This window comes from Curtobacterium sp. SP.BCo (genome assembly GCF_051903265.1).
GTDB lineage: Bacteria > Actinomycetota > Actinomycetes > Actinomycetales > Microbacteriaceae > Curtobacterium.
In genome coordinates this window covers 1471267-1496242 of record NZ_CP194337.1, presented here as the reverse complement: position 1 = coordinate 1496242, position 24976 = coordinate 1471267, and the positions used below count along the sequence as shown (strand labels likewise).

Annotated in this window: 19 protein-coding genes; 6 read left to right on the top strand and 13 right to left on the bottom strand. The window is 70.3% G+C overall.

The features are described from left to right. The first annotated feature begins 27 nt into the window (after nt 1–27). Nucleotides 28–996, top strand: a complete 969-nt coding sequence (gene dapD, locus ACRQ4B_RS07245; protein WP_439694015.1) for a 2,3,4,5-tetrahydropyridine-2,6-dicarboxylate N-succinyltransferase — start codon at nt 28–30, stop codon at nt 994–996. A 170-nt stretch (nt 997–1166) separates the two neighbouring features. Here the strand turns inward: dapD and ACRQ4B_RS07240 are convergent, their stop codons facing one another. The 7 genes from ACRQ4B_RS07240 to typA form a co-directional block, all read right to left on the bottom strand. Then, nucleotides 1167–2465: a citrate synthase gene (locus ACRQ4B_RS07240; protein WP_439694364.1), complete on the bottom strand. Its 1299-nt coding sequence runs from the start codon at nt 2463–2465 to the stop codon at nt 1167–1169. A gap of 151 nt (nt 2466–2616) precedes the next feature. Then, nucleotides 2617–3735 carry a succinyldiaminopimelate transaminase gene (dapC, locus tag ACRQ4B_RS07235; protein WP_439694014.1) on the bottom strand — a complete coding sequence of 373 codons (1119 nt, stop codon included), beginning with the start codon at nt 3733–3735 and terminating at the stop codon, nt 2617–2619. 14 nt (nt 3736–3749) lie between these two features. Next, a complete protein-coding gene (fdxA, locus tag ACRQ4B_RS07230) occupies nt 3750–4067 on the bottom strand; it encodes a ferredoxin (protein WP_071292706.1) in 318 nt (105 codons plus the stop codon). 37 nt (nt 4068–4104) lie between these two features. Next, nucleotides 4105–5373: a PIG-L family deacetylase gene (locus tag ACRQ4B_RS07225; protein WP_439694013.1), complete on the bottom strand. Its 1269-nt coding sequence runs from the start codon at nt 5371–5373 to the stop codon at nt 4105–4107. A gap of 56 nt (nt 5374–5429) precedes the next feature. Further along, nucleotides 5430–5972 (bottom strand): hypothetical protein, encoded by a 543-nt coding sequence (locus ACRQ4B_RS07220; RefSeq protein WP_439694012.1) that lies wholly within the window; start codon nt 5970–5972, stop codon nt 5430–5432. Nucleotides 5973–6075: 103 nt separating this feature from the next. After that, a complete protein-coding gene (locus tag ACRQ4B_RS07215; protein ID WP_439694011.1) occupies nt 6076–7269 on the bottom strand; it encodes an amidohydrolase in 1194 nt (397 codons plus the stop codon). A gap of 110 nt (nt 7270–7379) precedes the next feature. After that, nucleotides 7380–9302 carry a translational GTPase TypA gene (typA, locus tag ACRQ4B_RS07210; RefSeq protein ID WP_439694010.1) on the bottom strand — a complete coding sequence of 641 codons (1923 nt, stop codon included), beginning with the start codon at nt 9300–9302 and terminating at the stop codon, nt 7380–7382. A gap of 113 nt (nt 9303–9415) precedes the next feature. Between typA and ACRQ4B_RS07205 the strand changes: the two genes are divergently transcribed. The 3 genes from ACRQ4B_RS07205 to ACRQ4B_RS07195 all read left to right on the top strand — a co-directional run bounded on the left by ACRQ4B_RS07205 (nt 9416) and on the right by ACRQ4B_RS07195 (nt 11627). Further along, on the top strand, nt 9416–10165 hold the full coding sequence (locus ACRQ4B_RS07205; protein WP_439694009.1) for a CPBP family intramembrane glutamic endopeptidase: 750 nt from the start codon (nt 9416–9418) through the stop codon (nt 10163–10165). A gap of 199 nt (nt 10166–10364) precedes the next feature. Beyond that, the gene (locus tag ACRQ4B_RS07200; RefSeq protein ID WP_439694008.1) at nt 10365–10844 is read left to right on the top strand and encodes a peroxiredoxin; all 480 of its coding nucleotides are present in this window, start codon (nt 10365–10367) and stop codon (nt 10842–10844) included. Nucleotides 10845–11078: 234 nt separating this feature from the next. After that, nucleotides 11079–11627 carry a hypothetical protein gene (locus ACRQ4B_RS07195; protein WP_439694007.1) on the top strand — a complete coding sequence of 183 codons (549 nt, stop codon included), beginning with the start codon at nt 11079–11081 and terminating at the stop codon, nt 11625–11627. Between the two features lie 535 nt (nt 11628–12162). Here the strand turns inward: ACRQ4B_RS07195 and ACRQ4B_RS07190 are convergent. Further along, entirely contained in the window at nt 12163–13938 is a 1776-nt protein-coding gene (locus ACRQ4B_RS07190) for an ABC transporter ATP-binding protein (protein WP_439694006.1), read from the bottom strand. A 116-nt stretch (nt 13939–14054) separates the two neighbouring features. Here ACRQ4B_RS07190 and ACRQ4B_RS07185 point away from each other — a divergent pair, with 116 nt between their 5' ends. After that, the gene (locus tag ACRQ4B_RS07185) at nt 14055–14684 is read left to right on the top strand and encodes a PH domain-containing protein (RefSeq protein ID WP_439694005.1); all 630 of its coding nucleotides are present in this window, start codon (nt 14055–14057) and stop codon (nt 14682–14684) included. 14 nt (nt 14685–14698) lie between these two features. Here the strand turns inward: ACRQ4B_RS07185 and ACRQ4B_RS07180 are convergent, their stop codons facing one another. The 3 genes from ACRQ4B_RS07180 to ACRQ4B_RS07170 all read right to left on the bottom strand — a co-directional run bounded on the left by ACRQ4B_RS07180 (nt 14699) and on the right by ACRQ4B_RS07170 (nt 19283). Further along, entirely contained in the window at nt 14699–15715 is a 1017-nt protein-coding gene (locus ACRQ4B_RS07180) for an ABC transporter permease (protein WP_439694004.1), read from the bottom strand. A 46-nt stretch (nt 15716–15761) separates the two neighbouring features. Continuing rightward, on the bottom strand, nt 15762–17285 hold the full coding sequence (locus ACRQ4B_RS07175; RefSeq protein WP_439694003.1) for an ABC transporter permease: 1524 nt from the start codon (nt 17283–17285) through the stop codon (nt 15762–15764). A 237-nt stretch (nt 17286–17522) separates the two neighbouring features. Continuing rightward, nucleotides 17523–19283: an ABC transporter family substrate-binding protein gene (locus ACRQ4B_RS07170; RefSeq protein WP_439694002.1), complete on the bottom strand. Its 1761-nt coding sequence runs from the start codon at nt 19281–19283 to the stop codon at nt 17523–17525. A 319-nt stretch (nt 19284–19602) separates the two neighbouring features. Here ACRQ4B_RS07170 and ACRQ4B_RS07165 point away from each other — a divergent pair, with 319 nt between their 5' ends. Beyond that, the gene (locus tag ACRQ4B_RS07165; protein WP_439694001.1) at nt 19603–21573 is read left to right on the top strand and encodes a prolyl oligopeptidase family serine peptidase; all 1971 of its coding nucleotides are present in this window, start codon (nt 19603–19605) and stop codon (nt 21571–21573) included. 85 nt (nt 21574–21658) lie between these two features. Here ACRQ4B_RS07165 and gcvP read toward each other — a convergent pair whose 3' ends face one another. Together gcvP and gcvH are read right to left on the bottom strand one after the other, a co-directional pair. After that, entirely contained in the window at nt 21659–24598 is a 2940-nt protein-coding gene (gene gcvP / locus ACRQ4B_RS07160) for an aminomethyl-transferring glycine dehydrogenase (protein ID WP_439694000.1), read from the bottom strand. After that, on the bottom strand, nt 24595–24972 hold the full coding sequence (gene gcvH / locus ACRQ4B_RS07155) for a glycine cleavage system protein GcvH (protein ID WP_439693999.1): 378 nt from the start codon (nt 24970–24972) through the stop codon (nt 24595–24597). The genes gcvP and gcvH overlap by 4 nt, the downstream gene beginning before the upstream one ends. Nucleotides 24973–24976: the final 4 nt, after the last annotated feature.

Genomic DNA, 24976 nt, shown 5'->3' with positions numbered 1-24976 from the left:
CGGCCAGCCCTTGAGTACCCTGGTCCGGTGACCGACACGACCGCTGCCACCGACCGCCCGACCCACGCCTGGGGCCACGGCCTCGCGACGATCGCCGCCGACGGCACGACGCTCGACACCTGGTACCCGGAGACCCACCTCGGCGCCCTGCCGACCGATGCCGTCTTCCCCGCCGGACTCCAGGCGCACGTGGGCGACGACCCCCGCCGCGAGGTCCGCATCGAAGCCGTCACCACCGAGGTCACGATCGACGCCGCACCCGCCAGCACCGCGGACGCCTACCTCCGTCTGCACCTCCTCAGCCACCTGCACGTGCGCCCGAACACGATCAACCTCGACGGTGTCTTCGCGCACCTGCCGATCGTCGCGTGGACGAACGCCGGCCCGGTGCACCCGGAGTCCCTCACCCGCCTGCGCCCGGGCCTGCAACGCGCCGGCATCGCGGTGCACGCGATCGACAAGTTCCCGCGCCTGGTCGACTACGTGGTGCCGGACCGCGTCCGCATCGGCGACGCCAACCGCGTCCGGCTGGGCGCGCACCTCGCTCCCGGGACGACCGTCATGCACGAGGGCTTCGTGAACTTCAACGCCGGCACCCTCGGCGACGCCATGATCGAGGGCCGCGTCTCCCAGGGCGTCGTCGTCGGTCACGGCACCGACATCGGCGGCGGCGCGTCCATCATGGGCACGCTCTCCGGCGGCGGGACCCACCGGGTCTCCATCGGCGAGCGGGCGCTGCTCGGCGCGAACGCGGGCCTCGGCATCTCGCTCGGCGACGACTCCGTCATCGAGGCCGGCCTCTACGTGACGGCGGGCACGAAGGTGGTGCTCGTCGGTGCGGCGCCGAACCCCGACGGCACGCCGAAGACCGTCAAGGCCGCCGAGTTGTCGGGTACCCCGAACATCCTGTTCCGCCGCAACTCGGTGTCCGGCGCCGTCGAGGCGCTGCAGCGCAAGGGCGAGGGCATCCAGCTGAACACCGCCCTGCACGCCTAGGCCGCGCTGCGGGCCGGGAGGCCCGCACATCGTGAGCAGAAATGGTCGGGTCCCGTCTCGGGACCCGACCATTTCTGCTCACCAAGCGCGCAGCGGACGGGAGGCACGGCACCAGCCCGCCCCGCGCCTCCAGGCCGGCACATCGTGCGCAGCGCAGGGCGCGCAGCGCGTCAGCGCGTGGGGAGGTCGCGCTCCGGGTGTCCGACGTAGAGCTGCTGCGGGCGGCCGATCTTGTTCAGCGGGTCGTTGTTCAGCTCGCGCCACTGGGCGATCCAGCCGGGCAGGCGCCCGATCGCGAAGAGGACGGTGAACATCCGCGGCGGGAAGCCCATCGCCTTGTAGATGATGCCCGTGTAGAAGTCGACGTTCGGGTAGAGCTTCCGGTCGATGAAGTACTGGTCCGAGAGCGCGATCTGCTCGAGCTCCTTCGCGATGTCGAGCAGGTCGTCCTGGACGCCGAGGGACTCGAGGACCTCGTCCGCCGACTCCTTCACGAGCTTCGCCCGCGGGTCGTAGTTCTTGTAGACGCGGTGCCCGAAGCCCATGAGCTTCACCCCGCGCTCCTTGTTCTTCACCCGCTCGACGAAGCGCTGCACGGGCTCGCCGGAGTCCTTGATCTGCTGGAGCATCTCGAGCACCGCCTCGTTCGCACCGCCGTGCAGCGGGCCGTACAGGGCGTTGATGCCGGCGGAGATCGACGCGAACATGTTCGCCTTCGTCGAGCCGACCAGGCGCACCGTGGCCGTGGAGGCGTTCTGCTCGTGGTCCTCGTGCAGGATGAGCAGGCGGTCGAGGGCCTTGGAGAGCACCGGGTTCGGCTCGTAGGTCTCGGCCATGGTGCCGAAGTTCAGGCGCAGGAAGTTGTCGACGAACGACAGCGAGTTGTCCGGGTACAGGAACGCCTGCCCGATCGACTTCTTGTGCGCGTACGCGGCGATGACCGGCAGCTTGGCGAGCAGGCGCACGGTCTGCAGCTCGACCTTCTCCGGGTCGTCGACGTCCATGTCGTCCTCGTAGTAGGTCGACAGGGCGCTCACGGCGCTGGAGAGGACGGACATCGGGTGCGCCGAGTGCGGGAGGGCGTCGAACAGGCGACGGAGGTCCTCGTGCAGCAGGGTGTGCCGACGGATGCGCGCGTCGAAGTCGGCCAGCTCGGTCTCGTTCGGCAGCTCGCCGTAGATGAGGAGCCAGGCCACCTCCAAGAAGGTGCAGTTCGAGGCCACCTGGTCGATCGGGTAGCCGCGGTACCGCAGGATGCCCTGGTCGCCGTCGATGTAGGTGATGGCGCTCTTCGTCGACCCGGTGTTCACGAACCCGTAGTCGAGCGTGTTCATCCCGGTCTGCTTCTTGAACGTCGAGATGTCGATGGTGGACGCACCGTCGACGCTCGGCAGGATCGGGAACTCCGCCGTGCCGCCCGGGTACGTCAGCGTCGCGGTCTCCGTCGTCTGCTCGGCGGCGGGACTCACGGGGACGGGCGTGGTGGGCGGTGTGGCCGTCTTCTGAGCGTCATTGGCAGTGTCAGTCACGATGACAGCCTAATCGCGCCCACTGTCGGTCGTGCACACATCGAGCCTCAGGACTTGGTGGGAACCGAGGATTGCGCGGACGGCGGAAGGGTCAGGCGGATGCGAGACGACTGCCGCTGGCGAGGCGCTGCGCGGCTGCGGCGATCCGTTCGTCGGTGGCGGTGAGCGCGACGCGGACGTGCTCCGCGCCCGCGCTGCCGTAGAACGTCCCCGGAGCCACGAGGATCCCGCGCTCCGCCAGCCACGCGACGGTGTCGAGGGCCGGTTCGCCCCGCGTCGCCCAGAGGTACAGCCCCGCGTCGCTGTGGTCGATGCGGAAGCCGGCTCCTTCGAGTGCTCGTCGGAGCATGTTCCGCCGGGCCCGGTACCGCGCCTTCTGCTGCTGCACGTGGGTATCGTCGGCGAGGGCGACGATCATCGCCTCCTGCACGGGGAGCGGCGGCATCATGCCGGTGTGCTTCCGGACGGCGAGGACGTCGGCCAGGACCGCGGCGTCGCCGGCGACGAAGGCGGCACGGTAGCCGGCGAGGTTCGACTGCTTGGACAGCGAGTACACGCTGAGGACACCGTCGACGGACTCCCCCACCACGCGCGGGTCGAGGATCGTCGGGGTCGGCGCCGCGTCGTACGGCGGCTCCCACCCGAGTTCGGCGTAGCACTCGTCGCCGACGATGACGGCGCCGAGTTCGCGTGCCCGGGCGACGGCGGCGCGCAGGTCGTCGATCGACAGCACCCGGCCGTCCGGGTTGCCCGGGGAGTTCAGCCAGACGAGCTTCGTCGTGTCCGGCCACGCCGCGGGGTCGTCGGACGCCAGGGCCGTGGCACCGACGAGCGCGGCACCGAGCTCGTAGGTCGGGTACGCGGCCGCCGGGAACACCACGGTGTCGCCGCGCCCGATGCCGAGCCAGAGCGCCAACCCGGCGATGAACTCCTTCGAGCCGATCGTCGGCAGGACCTGGTCGGGCGTCAGCGTGACGCCCTGGCGACGGCCGTACCAGTCCGCGATCGCCTCACGCAGGGCCGGGGTGCCGGCGACCTGCGGGTACGCGTGCGCGTCGGTGGCCTCGGCCAGGGCGGTGCGCACGACCGCGGGCGTCGGGTCGACCGGGGAGCCGACGCTGAGGTCGACGATGCCGCCCTCGTGCGCGGCGGCCTGCTGCTTGAACGGGACGAGCTGGTCCCAGGGGAAGTCGGGGAGGTCGAGCGCCACGTGCGTGACCCGGGTCAGCCGCGGGGCGGTTCGGCCAGCACGACCGGGTGGTCCTTGTGGATCACGCCGACCTTCGCCGCGCCACCGGGGGAACCGACCTCTTCGAAGAACTCGACGTTGGCCTTGTAGTAGTCGGCCCACTCCTCGGGGAGGTCGTCCTCGTAGTAGATCGCCTCGACCGGGCAGACCGGCTCGCACGCACCGCAGTCGACGCACTCGTCGGGGTGGATGTACAGCGAACGGTCACCCTCGTAGATGCAGTCGACCGGGCATTCGTCGATGCACGCGCGGTCCTTCACGTCGACACAGGGCTGGGCGATCACGTACGTCACGGCTGGGGTGCTCCCTTCGGACTGAGCGTTGTCGAGTCTACTCGCGGCGAGCGGGCGACCCTGACCGCGGGCCGGTGTCGGCGTCGGGGGCCGCCCCCGAACCCGTGCCCGCACCCGCATCTGGACCCGAACCCGAACCCGCGCGCGCCCGCAGCCCGGAGAGGTCCGGCCACGCCAGCACGAGCGCGGCGACCACGGCCGGCCCGAACGTCCACACGTACCCGGCCGGGTTCGCGAGCACGAGCGGCGAGCTCTGCCCGCCGACGGACACGAGCACCTGCGTCGCGAGGATGATCCCGAGCCCGACGGCCGCGACCATCGCGCGGGACCGGTAGAGCAGCCGGACGCCGACGGTCAGGCCGACGACGACCAGCGACGTGAGCACCATGCCGATCGGGAACGCCCCGAACGTCTGCTGGTGGGTGACGGTGCCGAGCCCACCGGCGACCAGACCGAGCACGAGGGCGACGACGACCGCGGTCACCCTGCCCTGCCCGGACATCTCCGCGTAGGTCTGCGGTGCCGGCACGGCCGGGGCATCGGCGTGCCGGAACGCCTCGACGGCCGGGGCGTGCTGCCGGACACCGTGCGGCATCACCCACGACAGCGCCGTGGGGTCGGCCGGGTCGACCGGGTCGACGGTCACCTGCGACCGGTACTGCTCCACGGCGGCGCGCAGCTTCGCGCGGACCGGCAGGACGTCGACCGTGACGTCGGCCTCGGTCGTGGCCGGGTCGACGATCATCGAGAAGGGGAGCTCCTCGGCCTTCGCGGCGTACCGGGCGGCGTGGTGCACCCGCACGTGGTCCGGGTGCCCGTACCCGCCGTCGTCGGCGTAGCTCACCACCGCGTCGGCGGCGGTGGACCGGATCGCGGCGCGGATGTCGTCGACGACCTCGCCGAGGTCCGCCGCGGTCAGGGAGTCGGCGGGGGCGTCGTCAGCGGCGATCGCGCGGCCGTCGGGTCCCCACTGCATGCCGGAGTCGGCGTAGCGGCGTTCCGGCAGGTCGGTCGGACGCGCGCCCGGACCGCCGAGCCACAGGTGGGCCGGTCCCCCGAGTGCGGCCAGCGCCGCGGCGATCTCGGTCTCGCGGTGGGCGGCGACACGGGGCCCGTCGCCGAACAGCGGCGCGAGTTCAGCAGTGAGCATCTCGCCGCGCTCCCCCCGGGTTGCGGTGAGCACGGTGACCTCGGCCCCGAGTTCGAGCAGCGTGGCGATCGTCCCACCGGACGACAGCGTCTCGTCGTCCGGGTGGGCGTGCACGAACAGGACGCGTTCGGGGCGGGTGGCAGAGACCTTCGACATCGGGTCCCAGCGTACGGGCTCACGCCGTGCCCGAGCCGGACGGGAACCGGGCGGAGCTAGCGGGGCGTCACGATGTACGTCGCCGTCACGCCGTCCGTGCCCTCCGAGAACGTCAGGACGACCCGGTAGGCGTCACTGCGGAACATCCCGAACGCGCTCGACGAGTCGGCCCGCTTGGCCGACTCGGTGAAGCCGGCGTCGGTGAGCTGCTGGTCGGCGGTCGCGAAGTCGTCGACCGACGCCGCGCGCACCTGTGCGACCCACCCGGACCCGTTCGGTCCGGCACCGCCGCCGAGCACGGTGCCGTCGACGAGCGGCACCTCCTTCGTCGGGAACCCGTCGGGCACCTTGCCGTCGGAGGTCACGTTCGTGCCCTTGAGCGCCGTGTCCAACGCGCCGTCGATTCCGCCGGCGACCGAGGCCATGCCGTCCTGGATCGCCTTCCCGTCGATGCCCGCGACGCCGTCGGCGACGCTCGACGCCACGGAGGAACCGAGGTCCGTCGCCTGCTCGACCGCGTCGGACGAGCAGCCGGCGAGACCGGCCAGGGCGATGCCGGCAGCGACGGCGGCGATCAGGGTGCGGGTGGGGGTGCGCATGCGCAGCACCCTAGAGGGGAAGCCGGGAGGCACGGCGTGAGTCCCCTGGGAACGTCACGTGCGTGACGGGGTCGCGTCGTGCCTCCCGGCCCGTCCAGCAGGATCAGGCGACGTACGCGCGCGTCGCCGCCACGAGGGCGTCGACGCCCACCGGGATGGCGGTCTCGGCCTGCGGTGCGTAGAACGGCGAGTGGTTGCTCGGGATGTCCTCGCCGCGGCGGAAGAGCTCCGGGTCGGTGATGCCGGTGAACCAGTACACGAGCGGCGCGCCGGCCGCCGTGGCGAGCTGCCCGACGTCCTCCGACGCCATCGCCAGACCGATCTCCAGGTCCCGTGCCCCGGCGACCTCGGCACGGATGCCGTCGAGCACGACCTGCGCCTGCTCGGGGTCGTTCACGGTCACCTCGGCACCCGGCGCACGGACGATCGTCGGCTCGGGCAGACCGCCCGCCTCGCTCTCGGCGCGGACGATGCGCTCGATGGACGCGATGATCCGCGCGCGGGTCTCCTCGTTGCGGGCACGCGTCGAGATCTCGATGACGGCCTGGTCCGGGATGATGTTCGCGCGGGTGCCGGAGTGGAAGCTGCCGACCGTCACGACGCCCGCGTCGCTCGGCGAGACCTCCCGCGACACGACGGTCTGCAGACGGACGACGGCCGACGCCGCCGTGACGATCGGGTCGAGCGAGGCCTGCGGCGCCGAACCGTGCGCGCCCCGGCCGTTGAACGTGACCGTGAGGCGGTCGCTCGACGCCATGACGGGGCCGCTGCCGACGGCGACGATGCCGACCGGTGCCGGGGCGGAGTGCTGCCCGAGGACGACGTCCGGCTTCGGGAACCGGTCGACCAGGCCGTCCTCGACCATCGCGCGGGCGCCGGAGATCACTTCCTCGGCGGGCTGGAACACGGCGACGACGGTGCCGTGCCAGTCGGTCGTGGTCGCGGCGAGCCGCTCCAGCGTGCCGAGCAGCCACGTCACGTGGATGTCGTGGCCGCAGGCGTGCATCGTCGGGACGTCGTTGCCCTCCTCGTCGGTGCCGCGGTGCTCGCTCGCGTACGACAGGCCGGTGCGCTCCTGGACCGGCAGGCCGTCCATGTCCGCGCGGAGCCACACGACGGGTCCGTCGCCGTTGGACAGCACACCGACGACGCCGGTACCGCCGACGCCCGTGGTCACCTCGATCCCGCCGATCTCGGCGAGCTTGTCCGCCACGATGCCGGCGGTGCGGTGCTCCTGGAAGCCGAGCTCGGGGTGGGCGTGGAGGTCCTGGTACAGCGAGAGGAGGTCGAGAGTCACGCCCCCAACGCTACAACCGAAGACCGGCCCGGCCACCTCGACGAGGTGACCGGGCCGGTCGTGGAGGACGTGCCTCCAGGCTGTTCAGCGCTTCCGCGTCCTGACGCTGCTCACGCGTCCTGACGCTTCAGGCGGGCGTACGCGCGCTGGCGTGCCTGCGCGTCGAGCTCGACCTTGCGGATGCGGACGGCGTCGGGGGTGACCTCGACGCACTCGTCCTCGCGCGCGAACTCCAGGCACTCCTCGAGGGAGAGCTGGCGCGACGGCGTCATCGACTCGAAGGAGTCGGCGTTCGCCGAACGCATGTTCGTGAGCTTCTTCTCCTTGGTGATGTTCACGTCCATGTCGTCGGCGCGCGAGTTCTCGCCGATGACCATGCCCTCGTAGACCTCCTCCGTCGGGTTGACGAAGAACGTCATCCGCTCCTGGAGGTTCGTGATGGCGAACGGCGTGACGACACCGGAGCGGTCGGACACGATCGAGCCGTTGACGCGGGTCTGGATCGGGCCGGCCCACTCGGCGTAGCCGTGCGAGATCGCGTTCGCGATGCCGGTGCCGCGGGTCTCGGTGAGGAACGCGGTGCGGAAGCCGATGAGGCCACGCGACGGCACGATGAACTCCATGCGGATCCAGCCGGTGCCGTGGTTCGTCATGTTCTCCATGCGACCCTTGCGCGCGGCCATGAGCTGCGTGATCGCGCCGAGGTGCTCCTCCGGCGTGTCGATCGTCATGTGCTCGTACGGCTCCTGCAGCTTGCCGTTCTCGTCGCGCTTGGTGACGACCTGCGGCTTGCCGACGGTGAGCTCGAAGCCCTCGCGACGCATCTGCTCGACGAGGATGGCCAGCGCGAGCTCGCCGCGGCCCTGGACTTCCCACGCGTCCGGACGACCGATGTCGAGGACCTTGAGCGAGACGTTGCCGATGAGCTCGCGGTCGAGGCGGTCCTTCACCATGCGCGCCGTGAGCTTGTGGCCCTTGACCTTGCCGACGAGCGGGCTGGTGTTCGTGCCGATCGTCATCGAGATCGCCGGGTCGTCGACCGTGATGGTCGGCAGCGGACGGACGTCCTCGGGGTCGGTCAGGGTCTCACCGATGGTGATGGTGTCGAAGCCGGCGACGGCGACGATGTCACCGGGGCCCGCGGACTCGGCCGGGTAGCGCTCGAGGGCCTTCGTGACGAGGAGCTCGGTGATGCGGGCGTTCGCGACGGTGCCGTCGTGCTTGACCCACGCGACCGTCTGGCCCTTCTTCATCGTGCCGTGGAAGATGCGCAGCAGCGCGAGGCGGCCGAGGAACGGCGAGGCGTCGAGGTTCGTGACGTGCGCCTGCAGCGGGTGCTCGTCGTCGTACTTCGGGGCCGGGACGTGCTGCAGGATCGCCTCGAACAGCGGCTCGAGGTCGTCGTTGTCGGGGAGCTCGCCGTCGTTCGGCTTGTTGCGGCTGGCGGCACCGGCGCGACCCGAGGCGTAGACCACGGGGACGTCGAGGATCGCGTCGAGGTCGAGGTCGTCGACCTCGTCCGACAGGTCGGAGGCGAGGCCGAGGAGCAGGTCCTGGGACTCGGAGACGACCTCGTCGATGCGGGAGTCGGGGCGGTCCGTCTTGTTGACGAGCAGGATCACCGGGAGCTTCGCGGCGAGCGCCTTGCGGAGCACGAAGCGGGTCTGGGGCAGCGGGCCCTCGGACGCGTCGACGAGCAGCACGACGCCGTCGACCATGGAGAGGCCGCGCTCGACCTCGCCACCGAAGTCGGCGTGACCCGGAGTGTCGATCACGTTGATGGTGATCGGGCCGTCGGAGCCGAACTCCGTCGCGTGCTTGCCGTTGTAGAGCACCGACGTGTTCTTCGCGAGGATGGTGATGCCCTTCTCGCGCTCGAGGTCGTTCGAGTCCATCATCCGGTCTTCGCCCTCGAAGTGGGCGTCGAACGAGTTGGTCTGCGTGAGCATCGCGTCGACGAGCGTGGTCTTGCCGTGGTCGACGTGTGCCACGATGGCGACGTTGCGCAGGTCGGACCGGGTGGCGAGCGCCATACAGGACATCCTTCAGGGTTTGGGAGAGTGTCGGGGTGTGCCGACGGAGACTTCGGGCAGAACGCCCGACACACCAGTCTACCGGTAGTTCGCAACCGACAGGAGTACAGCGCATGAGCCGACGGCGAACGTGGATCGAGATCACGATCGTCCTGCTGCTGTCGCTCGGGGGCAGCGCGCTCTACTCGATCCTGCAGATCATCGACGACCTGTCCCAGACGACCCCGCTCGGGGAACAGTCGACGGCCCTCAACACGTCCACGACGACCGTGCAGTACGTCGACCTCGCCCGGCAGCTCGTCGGCATCGCGGTCGACCTCGCGCCGGTGGCACTCGTCTGCTTCCTGCTCTGGAACACCGCCAGGCCGCACCTCGGTCGCCTGGGCATCGACCGGTTCCGCGCGAAGCCCGACCTCGGCGGCGCGGCGCTCATCGCCCTGTGCATCGGGATCCCCGGCCTGGCGCTGTACTTCACGGGCCGCGCGCTCGGCTTCACCGTGAACGTGAACCCGGCGGCACTCGACTCGTACTGGTGGACGATCCCGGTCCTGCTGCTCTCCGCGATCCGCTCCGGACTGCAGGAGGAGGTGATCGTCGTCGGGTACCTCTACGAGCGACTCGGCGGCCTCGGCTGGGGACGCTGGCAGGTGATCCTGTCGACCGCCGTGCTCCGGGGCAGCTACCACCTGTACCAGGGCTTCGGCGCCTTCGTCGGGAACGCGGTGATGGGCGTCGTCTTCGGCTGGATCTACACGAAGTGGGGCCGACTCCTGCCGCTCGTGATCACGCACTGCCTGTTGGACGCCGCGGTGTTCGTCGGGTACCCGTGGGTCGCCCACGCGTTCCCGCAGCTGTTCCGCTGATCCGTCCGGGCGCGCAGACCCGCCTGGGTCCGCGCTGACCCGTCCGTCCTCGCTGATCCGTCCGGGCGCGGCGACCTGCCTGGGTCTGCGCCGACCCGTCCGTCCTCGCTGAGCTGTCTGGGTCCGCGCTGATCCGATCCACAGCCGACCCACAGCGCGGCGCGGTCCCGCGCCGATCCCACGGCCCTACCGTGAGCACATGAGCATCCCCGAGGTCGGCGATCCCGCACCGGGCTTCACCCTGCCCGGCATGATCGTGCGCGACGGGATCCGGACGGACGACGAGTACTCCCTCTCCGCCGAGATCGGTCGGACGATGGTGCTCGCCTTCTACCCCGGGGACGCCACCCCGGTCTGCACGGCACAGCTCTGCAGCTACCAGGAGGAACTCGACGACTTCGACGACCTCGGCGCGGTCGTGTGGGGCATCAGCCCGCAGGCCCTGGACTCGCACGAGGCGTTCGCCCGGGGCTCGTCGTTGACCTTCCCGCTCCTCAGCGACACCGCGGGCACCGTCATCCGTGACTACGGCGTGCAGGCACCCGGCATCGGCCTCCGCCGATCGGTGTTCGTGATCGGCCCGGACGGCGTCGTCCGGTGGCGGCACGTCGGACTGGTCGGGTTGCGCTTCCCGAAGGCCGAGACGATCCGGGCGCAGATCGAGCTCCTGGTCGCCTGACGCCCGGTGCAGTTCCCGCACCGTCCGCGTGTCGGATCCGGGAAAATAGTCCGCCGGGGTATTGACACCCGAACGGGGGTCCGTGGGACCATTGTCGGTACGAGAGGTCCACACAGGATCTGCCTCCCCGGAGAATCGGGTCGTCCGGAGATACGCGCTGGTGTGTCACACCCGCTCCCCGGACGTCTCCGGGGAGGCATCTCGGCACCACCCGGGCCTTGTACCCTCGTGCGGGTGACCACGATCCTCGCCCCCGGCATGCGTCTGCTCGCCGTCGTCCTGTGGGTCGCCGCAGTCGCCCTCGTGCCCCTCGCCCTGATCAGTGGCGGAACGCCGTGGCTCGCACCCGTCCCGAGCCTCTTCATCGCCTTCGTCTCCTGGGCCGTCCTCTGGCGCCCCCGGTTCGAGTTGACGCCGGAACACCTCCGCATCGTCGACGTGCGCCGCACCAGCACGTACGCCTGGCGCCGCGTCACCGAGGTCCGCACGAAGTACGGCATCGAGGTCGTCACGAGCGAGGGCGTCCGCCGCACCTGGCTCGCGACCCGCAGGTCGGCTCGCCTCAGCGCCGTGGTCGACGGGCAGCCGGGAGGCGCGACCCCCCTCGACGTCGACGCCGCGGCCGAGCGCATCCGCGCCTCCGTGCCCGCGCCGCCCGCGCAGGACGGCCCGCCCCCGTCGACGGTGACCGCTGCGCCGATCACCCACCGCGCCCACGGGTGGACGGTCCTGGCGATGATCGTCCTCGGCGTGGTCGCGACCATGGCGGCCGCGCAGCTCTGACCGCAGCGGGCTCGGCGGACGCGCGCCGCGCCTCCCGACCCGCGCCTCCGGCTTCCTGGCCCGCGCGTCCGGCTTCCTGGCCCGCTCGTGGGCCGTTCCGCGCGTGGGAGGTCGTTCCGCGCATACCCGGCCGTTTCGGGCATACCAGACCGTTTCTTCCGACCAGGTACGCGCGATTCCGCTTCCTACCGCACGCGCGATGGGAAGGAGCGCACGCGACGGCCGGACTGGAGGCACGTGACGGCCTGGCAGCGCGCCTCCCGGCCGCGTGGGATGCCGTTCCGCGCGTACCGGGCCGTTCCGCGCGTACCGGGCCGGTCCGCGCATGCCGAGCCGTTCCGGGCGTACCGAGCCGTTCCGGGCGTACCAAGCCATCCGCGCGTACCGAGCCGTTCCGCGCGTACCAGGCCGTTTCTTTCGACCAGGTATGCGCGATTCCGCTTCCCAGAGCGCCTGTGATGGGAAGAAGCGCACGCGACAGACGACAGCCCCGACGTCGTGCGACGTCGGGGCTGTCGTTCGTGGTCGACCGGGCCTACTCGTCCGAGCCGGCGGCGAGGATCGTCCGGCGCAACTCGCGGCGCTCGCGCTGGACGTCCGGGTCCGGCAGCGGCACCGCGGCGATGAGCCGCTGCGTGTACGGGTCCTGCGGGTCGCGCAGGATCTGGTCGCGCGTGCCGACCTCGGCGAGGTGCCCGTGGTGCAGCACCGCGATCCGGTCCGCGAGGACGTCGATGACCGCCAGGTCGTGCGTGACGAACAGGCAGGCGAAGGCGAACTCGCGCTGCAGGTCCTTCAGCAGGTCGAGCACCGTCGCCTGCACCGACACGTCGAGTGCCGACGTCGGCTCGTCCGCGATGAGCAGCTTCGGTCGGAGAGCGAGCGCACGGGCGATGCCGATGCGCTGCTTCTGACCGCCGGAGAGCTCGTGCGGGAAGCGCGTCGAGTAGGCGGTGGGCAGGCGGACGGCCTCGAGGAGGGACTCGACCTCGCGCTCGAGCTCACGCCCCTTCATCCCCTTGCCGAGCAGCAGCGGCTCACCGATGGACTGCCCGATCGTCATGCGCGGGTTGAGTGAGGACGAGGGGTCCTGGAACACGATGCCGGCGTTCTGGTGCACCTGGCGCACGAGCGAACGGGTCGGCTTCGAGAGGTCGACGCCGGTGACCTCGAGGCCACCGGAGGTGATCGGCAGCAGACCGATCGCGGCGCGGCCGAGCGTCGACTTGCCCGAACCGGACTCGCCGACGAGCCCGACGACCTCGCCCTCGTGCACCGTCAGGTCGACGCCGTCGATGGCGCGGAACGCCTTGACGCGGCCACGGCCCGGGTACTCGATGACGACGTCCTTGAACTCGAGCACCGCCGGGCCGAGGGTCTGCACGACGTCGGTGTGCAGCAGGGTCTCCCCCACCTGCACCGAGGAGTCCTGTTCGACGACCGACTCGAGGGTCTCGGTGAGGTCGATGACGGTGTCGCCCGCCTGACCGAGCCGGGGCACGGCGTCGAGGAGCGTCCGCGTGTACTCGTGCTGCGGGGCGGCGAAGACGTCCCGCACGGAGCCCGTCTCGACCGCGACGCCCTGCTTCATCACGACGATGCGGTCGGCGAGGTCGGCGACGACGCCCATGTCGTGGGTGATCAGCAGGACCGCACTGCCGAGCTTGGCGGCGAGGTCGCGGATGAGGTCGAGGATCTCGGCCTGGACCGTCACGTCGAGCGCCGTCGTGGGCTCGTCCGCGATGAGCAGCTTCGGGTCGCAGGAGATCGACTGCGCGATCATCGCGCGCTGCCGCTGCCCACCGGAGAGCTGGTGCGGGTACGAGTCGAACGCCTTCTGCGGGTCGGGCATCTCGACCAGGGTGAGGAGCTCGATCGCACGGACCTTCGCCTCGCTCGGCGAGATGCCGTAGTGGATGCGGAGGGTCTCGACGATCTGCGACCCGACGGTGAAGACCGGGTTCAGGGCCGTCATCGGCTCCTGGAAGATCACCGCGATCTCCTTGCCGCGGTACTCCCGCAGCTGGGCGGACCGGAGACCGAGGAGCTCGGTGCCGTTGAACTCGATCGACCCGTTCACACGGGCGTTCCGCGGCAGCAGGCCGAGGATCGACATCGAGCTCACGGACTTGCCGGAGCCGGACTCGCCCACGAGCGCGAGGACCTCACCGGAGCGGATCTCGTACGAGAGCTTCTTGACGGCGGGGGTCCAGACGTCGTCGACCGCGAAGTCGACGTCGAGCCCGGAGACCTTGACGACGGGGGTGCTGGTGGCGGCCGGGGTGGTGGCCGCGGAGGCGGGCGTGCTCAACGACGTCCGGTCCTTTCCCGGCCGCTCGTGGCGACCGCGTGGGTGGTGATGGAGGAGCGCTGGGGTCGGGGCTGCAGGCGTCCGGAGCGACGGCTCCGACCTGCGACGATGGAGGCATGCCTGCCACCCCGACGACGCGCGATGTGTTCGTGTCCAAGTTCAACCGTGGACTCGCGATCGCCCTCTGGCTGATCGTCGCCCTGCTGTTCGTCACGACCGTGCTGAACGACACGACCTGGCAGGACCGCGCCCTCGCACTCGTGCCGACCGCGTTCGGCGTCCTGCTCGGTTGGGTGGCGCTCTGGCGTCCGCGGCTGACCGTCGACGACGACGGAATCGACGTCGTCAACGTCTTCCACTCGGTCCACGTGCCCTGGGCGGCGCTCGTGCACGTCGACACGCGCTTCGCGCTGACGCTCGTCACGCCGCACCGCAAGGTCGCCGTCTGGGCAGCTCCGGCGCCCGGTCGAGCCGGTGTCGCCCTGGCCCGCCGGCAGAACCAGCGGCACGGTCGGACCGTCCCCGACGCCGGGGACGGCAGCCGCCGCGCGGGCGACCTGCTGTCCACGGCGTCCGGTGACGCGGCGTACCTGATCCGTCACCGCTGGGACGACCTGCGCGAGCGCGGCGCCATCGAGCTCGGCACGGCCGACACCGTGCGCGTGCCGGTCACGCTGCACTGGGTGTCGATCGTGCTGCTCGCGGCGACCGCCGTCGGTGGCTGGTTCGCCATCGCGGCTCGCTAGGACCCGGGGGGACGTCACGCGCTGATCATCTCCGAGCCGGAGGTGTTCTCCGGCTCGCGCGTCTTGCGGAGGCTGAAGCGCTTCGAGCGCGGGTCGAACGCGTCGCGCAGGCCGTCACCGATGAAGTTCACGCAGAGCGCGAGCAGCACGATGAAGGACGCCGGCCACCAGAACAGGTACGGGCGCGTCTGGAACGCCGACTGGTTCTGGCTGATGAGCAGACCGAGGGACGAGTCCGGCGCCTTGATGCCGTAGCCGAGGTAGCTCAGCGCCGTCTCGAGCAGGATCGCGGAGGCGATGAGCAGCGTCGCCGAGACGATGATCACGCCGATCGCGTTCGGCAGGATGTGCCGGAAGATGATCCGGGCGTCGGATGCGCCCGCGACCCGAGCCGCCTCGACGAACTCACGCTCGCGGAGCGACAGGAACTCGGCGCGGACCAGACGGGCGATGACCATCCAGGACACCAGCCCGAGCAGGAGCGCGAGGCCCCAGGCGCCCAGACCGTTCGCCGTCTTGCCGACCACGGCACCGATCACGATCGCCGGGATGACGATGAAGATGTCGGTGATGCGCATGAGCACGGCGTCGACGGTGCCGCGGAAGTAGCCCGCGACCGCACCGACGACCACGCCGATGAGCGTCGCGAACACGCCGATCACGATCATGACCAGCACGGAGTTCTGGATGCCGCGCATCGTCAGGGCGAAGTAGTCCTTGCCGATGCGGTCCTGACCGAACGGGTGGTCCGAGGTCGGGGCGCCACCGTTCTGCAGGTCCTCGAGGGCCTTGTACGAGTAGTGCCACCATCCCGGGATCGGGCCGAGGCCGACCGCGGAGACGGCGAACACCAGCACCAGGATGTAGACGATCAGTGCGACGACCGCGAGGCGGTTGGCGAGGAAGCGGCGGAGGATGATCCGCCCCTGGCTCTCACCGAGCTGCTTCTCGTGCGAGTCGGGGGTGTTCCCGACGCCCGTACCGTCGCCGATGTTGGGTTCGAGCGGCGCTCCGCCCTGGATGGTGCTCATCGGGTTCCCTCCTGTGGGTGCAGGGTCGTCGGTTCCGTCGTGGCGGTCATCGGACACGCACCCGCGGGTCGAGGGCCGAGTAGGCCAGGTCGGCGAGGAAGTTGAACGCGATCGCGGTGATCGCGATGACGAGGAAGTACCCCATCACCGGGTTCACGTCCGTGATCGACAACCCGCTGTTGAACAGGCTGCCCATGCCGGAGATCGCGAAGACCCGCTCCGTGATGATCGCGCCACCGAGCAGTGCACCGATGTCGGTCGCCACCAGGGTCGCGATCGGGATGAGCATGTTGCGCAGCGCGTGGCGCACGATGACGGTGCGCTCCGGCAGGCCCTTCGCACGGGCGGTGCGGACGTAGTCCTGGTCGAGGACCTCGAGCATGCCCGAACGGGAGTAGCGCGTGTAGCTCGCGAAGCTGATGAGCAGGAGCGAGATCGTCGGCAGCAGCAGGTGCGTGTACGTGTCGATCCCGTTGATCCAGAAGTCACCGGTCAGACCGGGCGTCTGCGAGCCCACCGTCGCGATCGGACGCGACACGTAGTTCTGGGTGTAGTCGATCCACGAGCGCATGAAGCGGTCGAGCAGGATGACGCCGGCGCTGAGGAACGCGGTCAGCGCACCGATGCGCATCATGAGTCCGCGGTCGTGGCCGCCGACCAGGAAGCCGGACACGAGCCCCACCAGCACGGTGACCACCGCGAGGATGAAGATCGTCGCGCCGGACGAGATGTTCAGCAGGCCCTGCAGCGCGAAGTAGCAGATGATCGCGACGAGCACGTTGATTCCCGCGACCAGCCAGGCTCGACGGTTCTTCGTCCCGGCGAGCAGCGTGACCATGGCCAGGCCGATGCCGGCGCTGAACAGGATCACGAAGACCGGGCCGAGCGACGGGTTCGTGAACCAGCCGGTCGCCTGCATGAGCAGGAGCATGCCGGCGGTGACCACGGCACTGATCGCACCGACGACCAGGCGGCGCTTGAGGATGCCGCCGACGACGAGCTGGATGACCAGGCCCACGACGATCGCGATCACCACCAGGTTGACCGGTGGGATCTTCGGGTCGACCAGGAAGTTGTTGTAGTCGAGCGCGATGAACGACTTCAGCAGCACGGCCATCAGGAAGGACGGCAGCGAGTACAGGAAGAAGCTGACCAGCGTGATCGAGTAGTCGAAGCCCGAGTAGACGCGGAGGGCGGTGACGACGCCGAGGCCGATGCCGAAGATGATCGCCAGGATGAACGAGAACGTCACCAGCTGGATGGTCGATCCGACGGCCTGCGGCAGCAGCTGCGCCACCGGCTGGTTGTTGAACGTCGTCCCGAGGTCGCACTGACCGATGACGCACTTGCCGACGCCGGTGATCCAGATGCCCCAGCGGAGCGGCGGGATGACGTCGAGGTGCTGTGCCGCGGTCCGTGCAGCGATGAGCTGGTCACGGTTCGGCGAGTTGCTGCTCTGGAGGTCCTGCAGGGGGTTTCCCGCGATCGCCGCCAGGTTGTACATGATGAACGATGCAGCGATGAGGATGAGGACCGAGACGAGGATCCGTCTCGCGATGAAACTCACCATGGGCGATGGGTGCCTCTCCGGTGTGGTGGATCGTACTGCTGGTCGTCCGATCGGGCGGCCCGAGCAGCAAGAGTATCGGGTCCCGCCCCGCGGTCTTCGTCGACGGCGTGGGCGGTGGGTGCCGGGGTGTCCGGCGGAGGGTGCGTGGCCGGGCAGGGTCCCGGCTCACGGGAGGGCGCCGGACTCGTCGAGTCCGGCGCCCCCTCGTGTGTGGTGCAGATCAGCGACCGGTCAGGATCACTTGGTCCAGTCCCAGACGTTCCAGACGATGCCCGTCTGGCCGCCGAAGTACTTGACGCCCTTGATCTGCGAGCTCGTGGCGAACAGCCCCGGGCTCTGGAACAGCGGCAGGCCGTAGGCCTGGTCGAACGCGATCTTGTCGATCTGCTGCTTCATGTCGTTCAGCTTCGACTCGTCCAGCGTGGTCTGCGTCTCGACAGCGAGCTTCGAGGCCTCTTCGTTGGCGAACTTGTTGTAGTTGCCCTCGTTGTTGGTCTGGAAGAGCTGCGGGATCGCGGCGTTGCCGGCACCCGGGTTGACCCAGCCGAAGATCGACGCGTCGTAGTCGCCGCCCGCGAGGAGCGAGGACCAGTCGGGCGAACCGCCGTCGACGACCTTGATGCCGGCCTTGGCGGCCGAGGACTGGATCGCCTGGAACGTGTCCACGCGGTTCGGGTTCTCGGTGTTGTAGAGGATCTTGATCGACGGGGTGGCGCCGTTCAGGAGTTCCTTCGCCTTGGCGATGTCGACCTTCGAGTACTCGTCGGAGTCGTTGTTCTTGATCGTCTCGTCGTAGCCGTCCTGGCCGGGCAGGTAGAGCTGCGAGTCGAGGACCTTGGCGTCCTTCTGGATCGGGGTGACGATCGACTTGAGGATCTGGTCACGCGGGATCGTGAGGAGGAAGGCCTTGCGGACGTTCTCGTCCTTGAACACGGACGAGCCGAAGTTCAGGTCGAGGTGGTCGTAGGCGACCTGTGCACCGTCGATGACCTTGACACCGGAGGCGGCGTCGAGGGCCTTGACCGTGTCGGCGGAGGCCTGCGGCTGGATGGCGTCGACCTCACCGTTCTGGAGGGCCGTGACCTGGGCGTTGGCGTCACCGATGAAGCGGACGACGAGCTTGCCGAACTTGACCTTGTGCTCGCCGGTGTACTCCGGGTTCGGCACGAAGGTCATCGACTGCTTCGGGGTCCAGGCGGACACCATCAGCGGGCCACCGGAGACGAGCAGCTTCTTGTCGCTCGGCAGGCTGGTCTTGTCGTAGCCGGTGTTGATGAAGTCGGCGACCTTCTTCAGCGTGGAGTTCGCCGGGGCCGGGTTCGCGGTGTCACCGGCCGGGGTGTCCTTGAGCGCCTTGAGCAGGTCGTCCGTGGTCGTGCCCGCCTCGTCCGCGACGACGTGCGCCGGGAACTGGATCGGGTTGACGAGCTCCCAGTCCACGTACGGCTTCTTGTACGTGATGGTGATCGACGTCTTGGTGATGTCGGTCGGGTAGTCCGTCTGGAACGGCGACGCGGCGGCGAGCGAGAAGTACTGCGTCCCGCTGGTCACCTTGCCGTCGGCGTCCTGGGTGTCGGAGTCGTAGTACCCGGAGGCCTGTGCCCAGCCCAGGAGGAGGTCGTCAGAGGTGATGGCCTTGCCGTCGGACCACTTCGCGTCCTTGTTCAGCGTGTACTGGACCTTGAGCGGGTCGTCGCTGAGCTTCTTGACCGTGCCGAGGTCGGTGTTCGGCGTGATCTTGTAGTCCGAACCCAGGGTCACGAACTGCGGCTGCGTCATGTAGTTGAGCATGCCGTTCATGTCCAGGTTGCCCTGGGGGGTGTTGAAGTTGAACGACGTGACCTCGTTCACCTGCGCGATGGTGATGGTCTTGTTCGACGCAGAACCGGACTCGTTGGCACTCGGAGAGGTGGTGCAGCCGGCGAGGGCGATCGCTGCCGCCCCGGCCAGGGCGACGACGCCGAGCAGCTGGCGTCCCCGCTTCTTGGTGATGTTCACTCTGTGATCCTCCTGATGGAATGTGATCGAACGTGCAGGAGGCGAGACTCCACGGCGCGTTCGCAAGAACCATAGGTGCGTGCTGGAGGGCCCTCAAAATCTCCGGAGAAGTTGTTACACAGTGGAAACGTGCGTGGCAGATCGTTGCGTGAGACTGTGGATATCTGCGCCCCGACGGTGGCATACGCAACGCACACGCTTGACCTCGCAACGGATTCTGAACAGTCTTGCAACGCGCCCGAGTGCACGTGAACGGCTGGCGAACCTGCGGCGGCAGGTTCCGGGTGCCGCGGACGGAGTCTGGCCGTAGCGTGGCAACGTGCTCGCGAACGACATCTCCCACCTCCACGTCCCGTCCTCCCCGACCGTCAGCGGCGATCCGCGGAACGGGGGCGCCGCGTTCGTCGCGGTCTCCCGCCCGGACGTCGAGCAGGACACCTACCGCAGCACGATCGAGCGGGTGACCGCGGACGGTGCCGTCCGCTGGACCGCCGGCGAGCACGACTCGTCCCCCGTGCTCTCCCCTGACCGCCGGCTGCTCGCCTTCCTCCGCACCGACGAGAAGGACCGTCCGCAGGTGGCCGTCGCCCCCGTCGACGGCGGCGAGGCACGGATCGTCACGGCACTGCCCCTCGGTGCCGGCACGCCCGTCTGGTCGCCGGACTCCACGCGCATCGCCGTCACCGCACGGTTCCCGGAGCCGGGCCGCTACGGTTCGACCACGTCCGGCAGCGACCGTCGTCCGACCGCGAACGCCGAGGCCCCGCGCCTCATCACCCGGCTCGACTTCCACGTCGACGGCGCCGGGTACCTGCTCGACAAGCCGCAGCAGCTGGTCGTCGTCGACGTCACCGACCGTGACGCCGCGCTCGTCGACACGGCGCTGACGAGCGCACCGTGCTCCCTCGCCGCGCCGGTCTGGTACACGGACGGCAGTGCCCTGCTCGTCGTCGCCCCGCGGGATCTCGGCGAGCGCGAGACCCACGACGACGACCTGTACCGCGTCGACGCCACCGACGGCACGGTCGCGCTCGCGATCCGCACCGAGGGCTCGGTCAGCTCGGCAGCCGTGTCGCCGGACGGGGTCGTGTTCTACACCGGGGCCTCGCACGCCGACGGCCGACTCGTGGGCGAGCCCGAGGGCCTCTGGGCGGCCGCGCACGGCTCCGACCCGGTCCGGCTGACCGCCCGCGAGACCGTCGACGTCACGGGCACGCCGATCGTGCACGGCGACGGAGTCCTGGTCGCCGTGCTGGACCGCGGCACCGTGGGCGTCCGCCGCGTCCCCGCCACGACGACGGAGCCCCTGCAGCTCGATGGGCTGACGACGGTGCTCGGCGGACACGTCGTCGTGTCGGACTTCGCCGTCGACGGCGACGTCCTCGTGGCCACGGCCGCCACCCCGACCTCCCCGGGCGAGGTCGTGGTCGTGGACCTGACCTCGGACGGCGAACCGGTCGTGCTCACCGACCTCGCGGCACCGCTCCGCACCGACGCAGCCGTCCCGGGCGTGCGCCGCATCGAGGAGGTCTCCGGTACCTCGGCGGACGGCACCCCCGTGCACGGGTGGGTGGTCCTGCCCGAGGGCGACGGCCCGCACCCGGTGCTCCGAGTGGTGCACGGCGGCCCGTTCGGCCAGGACACCTGGGCGTTCTTCGACGAGGCGCAGGTGTACGCGAGCGCCGGGTACGCGGTCGTCATCGGCAACCCGCGCGGCTCCGGCGGGTACGGCCTCGACCACGGACGCGCCGTCATCGGCGCGATGGGCACCGTCGACGTGGACGACGTGCTCGCCCTGCTCGACGCGGCACTCGAGCGCCCGGACCTCGACGCCGACCGCGTCGGGATCATGGGCGGGTCGTACGGCGGCTTCATGACGAGCTGGGTGGCGGCGCACCACGGCGAGCGCTTCGTCGCGGCGTGGAGCGAGCGGGCGGTGAACGCCTGGGACTCGTTCGCGGGCAGCTCCGACATCGGCTGGTTCTTCGCGGACGCCTACGTCGGTGCCGACCCGGAGGAGCAGCGCCGCCGCAGCCCGCTGACGTACGCGGCGCAGGTGACCATCCCGTTCATGGTGGCGCACTCCGAGGAGGACTGGCGCTGCCCGATCGAGCAGGGGCACCGGCAGTTCGTCGCCCTCAAGCGGGCCGGTGTGGACGCGTCGTTCCTCGTCTTCCCGGGCGAGGGACACGAACTCTCGCGGTCCGGTCGCCCGCAGCACCGGGTACAGCGGTTCGAGCACGTGCTCGCGTGGTGGGCGGAGCACCTGCCCGTCACGCCGGTCGCCTAGCGGGACCGACGACGGACGGGAGGCCCGTGGCGGATCCGCCACGGGCCTCCCGTCCGTCTGCTGGTCGCGTCGAGGACGCGGGGCGCTACGCGAACGCCTCCACCGGCGGGCAGGCGCACACCAGGTTGCGGTCCCCGTACGCCTGGTCGATCCGGCGGACCGGCGGCCAGTACTTCCGACCGCTGATCCCCGGTAGCGGGTAGACGGCCTGCTCGCGTGTGTAAGCGTGCGTCCACTCCCCCGAGATGACCGACGATGCGGTGTGCGGCGCGTGCACGAGCGGGTTGTCGTCCGCCGGCCACTCGCCCCGCTCGACCGCTGACGCCTCGGCCCGGATCGCCAGCATCGCGTCCACGAACCGGTCGAGTTCGGCCAGGTCCTCGCTCTCGGTCGGCTCCACCATGAGCGTGCCCGCCACCGGGAACGACATCGTCGGTGCGTGGAAGCCGTAGTCCACCAGGCGCTTCGCGACGTCGTCCACGGTGATCCCCGTGGTGTCGCGCAGCGGCCGGAGGTCGAGGATGCACTCGTGCGCGACCAACCCGGACTCGCCCGTGTACAGCACCGGGAACGCGTCCCGCAGCCGTGCGGCGACGTAGTTCGCGCCGAGCACCGCGGCCTCGGTCGCCCGCGTGAGTCCCTCGGTCCCCATCATCCGGACGTAGGTCCAGGTGATCGGCAGGATGCTCGGGCTGCCGTACGGTGCGGCACTGACCGGACCGCCGGCGTGCGCGAGCCGGTCGTCCGCGTCGGCCGAGGTCGCCCCGGTGCGGCGGTCGGCCTGCTGCGCGAACGGGTGGCCCGGCAGGAACGGAGCCAGGTGTGCCTTCGCCGCGACCGGCCCGACGCCGGGTCCGCCGCCGCCGTGCGGGATGCAGAAGGTCTTGTGCAGGTTGAGGTGCGACACGTCGCCGCCGAAGTCGCCGAACCGGGCGTGCCCGAGCAGGGCGTTGAGGTTCGCGCCGTCGACGTAGACCTGACCGCCGGCGTCGTGCACGGCATCGCAGATCTCGCGGATGTCGTGCTCGTAGACGCCGTGCGTGGACGGGTAGGTGATCATCAGCGCGGCGAGCTGGTCGCCGTGCTGTGCCGTCTTCGCGCGGAGGTCGTCGAGGTCGACGTTGCCGTTCTCGTCGCAGGCCACGACGACGACCTTCATGCCGGCGAGGACGGCGGACGCCGCGTTCGTGCCGTGGGCGCTCGACGGGATGAGGCACACCGTGCGGGCGGTGTCGCCGTTCGCCAGGTGGTACCCGCGGATCGCGAGGAGTCCGGCGAGCTCTCCCTGGCTGCCCGCGTTCGGCTGCAGCGAGACGGTGTCGTAGCCGGTGACCTCGGCCAGCCAGCGCTCGAGGTCGCCGATCACCTGGAGGTAGCCCTCGACGTCCGCACGCGGGGCGAACGGGTGCACGTTCGCGAACTCCGGCCAGGTGACCGCGGCCATCTCGGTCGCGGCGTTCAGCTTCATCGTGCAGCTGCCGAGCGGGATCATGCCGCGGTCGAGCGCGTAGTCCTTGTCGGCGAGGTGCTTGAGGTACCGCATCATGCGGGTCTCGCTGCGGTGTGCGCTGAACACCGGGTGCGTCAGGTAGTCGCTCGCGCGACGCAGTGCGGACGGGAGGCCCGGGGTCGCGGCACGCACGGCGGCCTCGGTCGCGGGGACGGTCACGTCCACCGCACCGAACACCCCCGCCAGGCGGGCGATGTCGTCGGGCGTGGTCGTCTCGTCCACCGACAGCTGGAACAGGTCGTCGTCCACCTGGTGCAGCAGGTAGTCGGCGTCCTGTGCGGCGGCGACCACGGCTCCGGCACGGCCCGGAGCCCGCAGGGTGAGCGTGTCGAAGAACGCCTCGTGCACGACGTCCAGGCCGGCGTCGCGCGCGACCGCGGCGAGGGCCGAGGCGCTGCGTGCGACCCGTTCCGCGATGAAGCGGAGCCCCTCCGGCCCGTGGTAGACCGCGTACATCGAGGCCATCACGGCGAGCAGGACCTGCGCGGTGCAGATGTTGCTCGTCGCCTTCTCGCGGCGGATGTGCTGCTCGCGGGTCTGCAGGCTGAGGCGGTAGGCCATCGCGCCGTCGGCGTCGAAGGAGACCCCGACGAGGCGGCCGGGCAACTGGCGTTCGAGGCCGGCACGGACCGCGAGGTACCCGGCGTGCGGGCCGCCGAACCCGAGCGGGACGCCGAACCGCTGGCTGGTGCCCACGGCGACGTCCGCGCCGAGGTCGCCCGGGCTGGCGAGCAGGGTCATCGCGAGCAGGTCGGCCGCGACGACGGCGATGCCCCCGCCGGCGTGGACGCGCTCGATGGTGCTCGACGGGTCCGTGACCCGGCCGGAGGCGCCCGGGTACTGCAGGATCACGCCGAAGGCACCGTCGAGCTGCTCGTCGGTCGGGCCGGTGACCGCGTCGAAGGTGCGCAGGGTGATGCCGACGGCTCCGGCGCGGTGGTCGAGGAGCGCACGGGTCTGCGGCAGCAGGTCGGCGTCCACGAGGAACGCGTCACCCGTGACCTTCGACGCACGGCGGGCGAGGAGCATGCCCTCGACCACGGCGGTGCCCTCGTCGAGCATGGACGCACCGGCGGTGGCCATGCCGGTCAGGTCGGACACCATCGTCTGGAAGTTGATCAGTGCCTCGAGCCGACCCTGCGAGATCTCCGGCTGGTACGGCGTGTAGGCGGTGTACCAGCTCGGGTTCTCGAGCACGTTCCGCTGGATCACCGCGGGCGTGTGCGTGCCGTGGTAGCCGAGGCCGATCATCGCGCGGCGGACGGTGTTGCGCCCCGCCACCGCCCGAAGCTCGGCGAGCGCCTCGGTCTCGCCCACGGCGGTGGGGATCACCGAGTGGGTCACCGGGGCGGCGTGGATCGACTCCGGGATGGCCGCACGGACGAGGGCGTCGAGCGACGGCTGCCCGACCGCGTCGAGCATGACCTGCTGGTCGGCGCTCGTCGTGCCGATGTGCCGGTCGGCGAAGGAGGTCTGCAGGTTCTGGGACGCCTGCTGGTCGTCGCGCCCGGTCATGCGAGGGACGCCCGGTACGCGTCGTGGTCCATGAGGTCCTCCGGGAAGGAGGTGCCGTCGACCTTGAGCTTCACGAGCCAGCCGGCACCGAACGGGTCCTGGTTGATCGTGTCGGGGGCGTCGACGACGGCGTCGTTCACCGCGACGACCTCGCCCTCGATCGGTGCGAAGAGCTCGCCGACGCTCTTCGTCGACTCGATCTCGCCGATCTGCTCGCCGGCGGTCGTCGTTGCGCCGACGGCGGGGAGTTCGACGTAGACGACGTCACCGAGCTGCTCGGCGGCGTGGTCCGTGATGCCGACGGTGACGGTGTCGCCCTCGACGAGGAGCCACTCGTGGTCGGCGGTGTACTGGAGTGCGGTCTGGTCGGTCACGGTC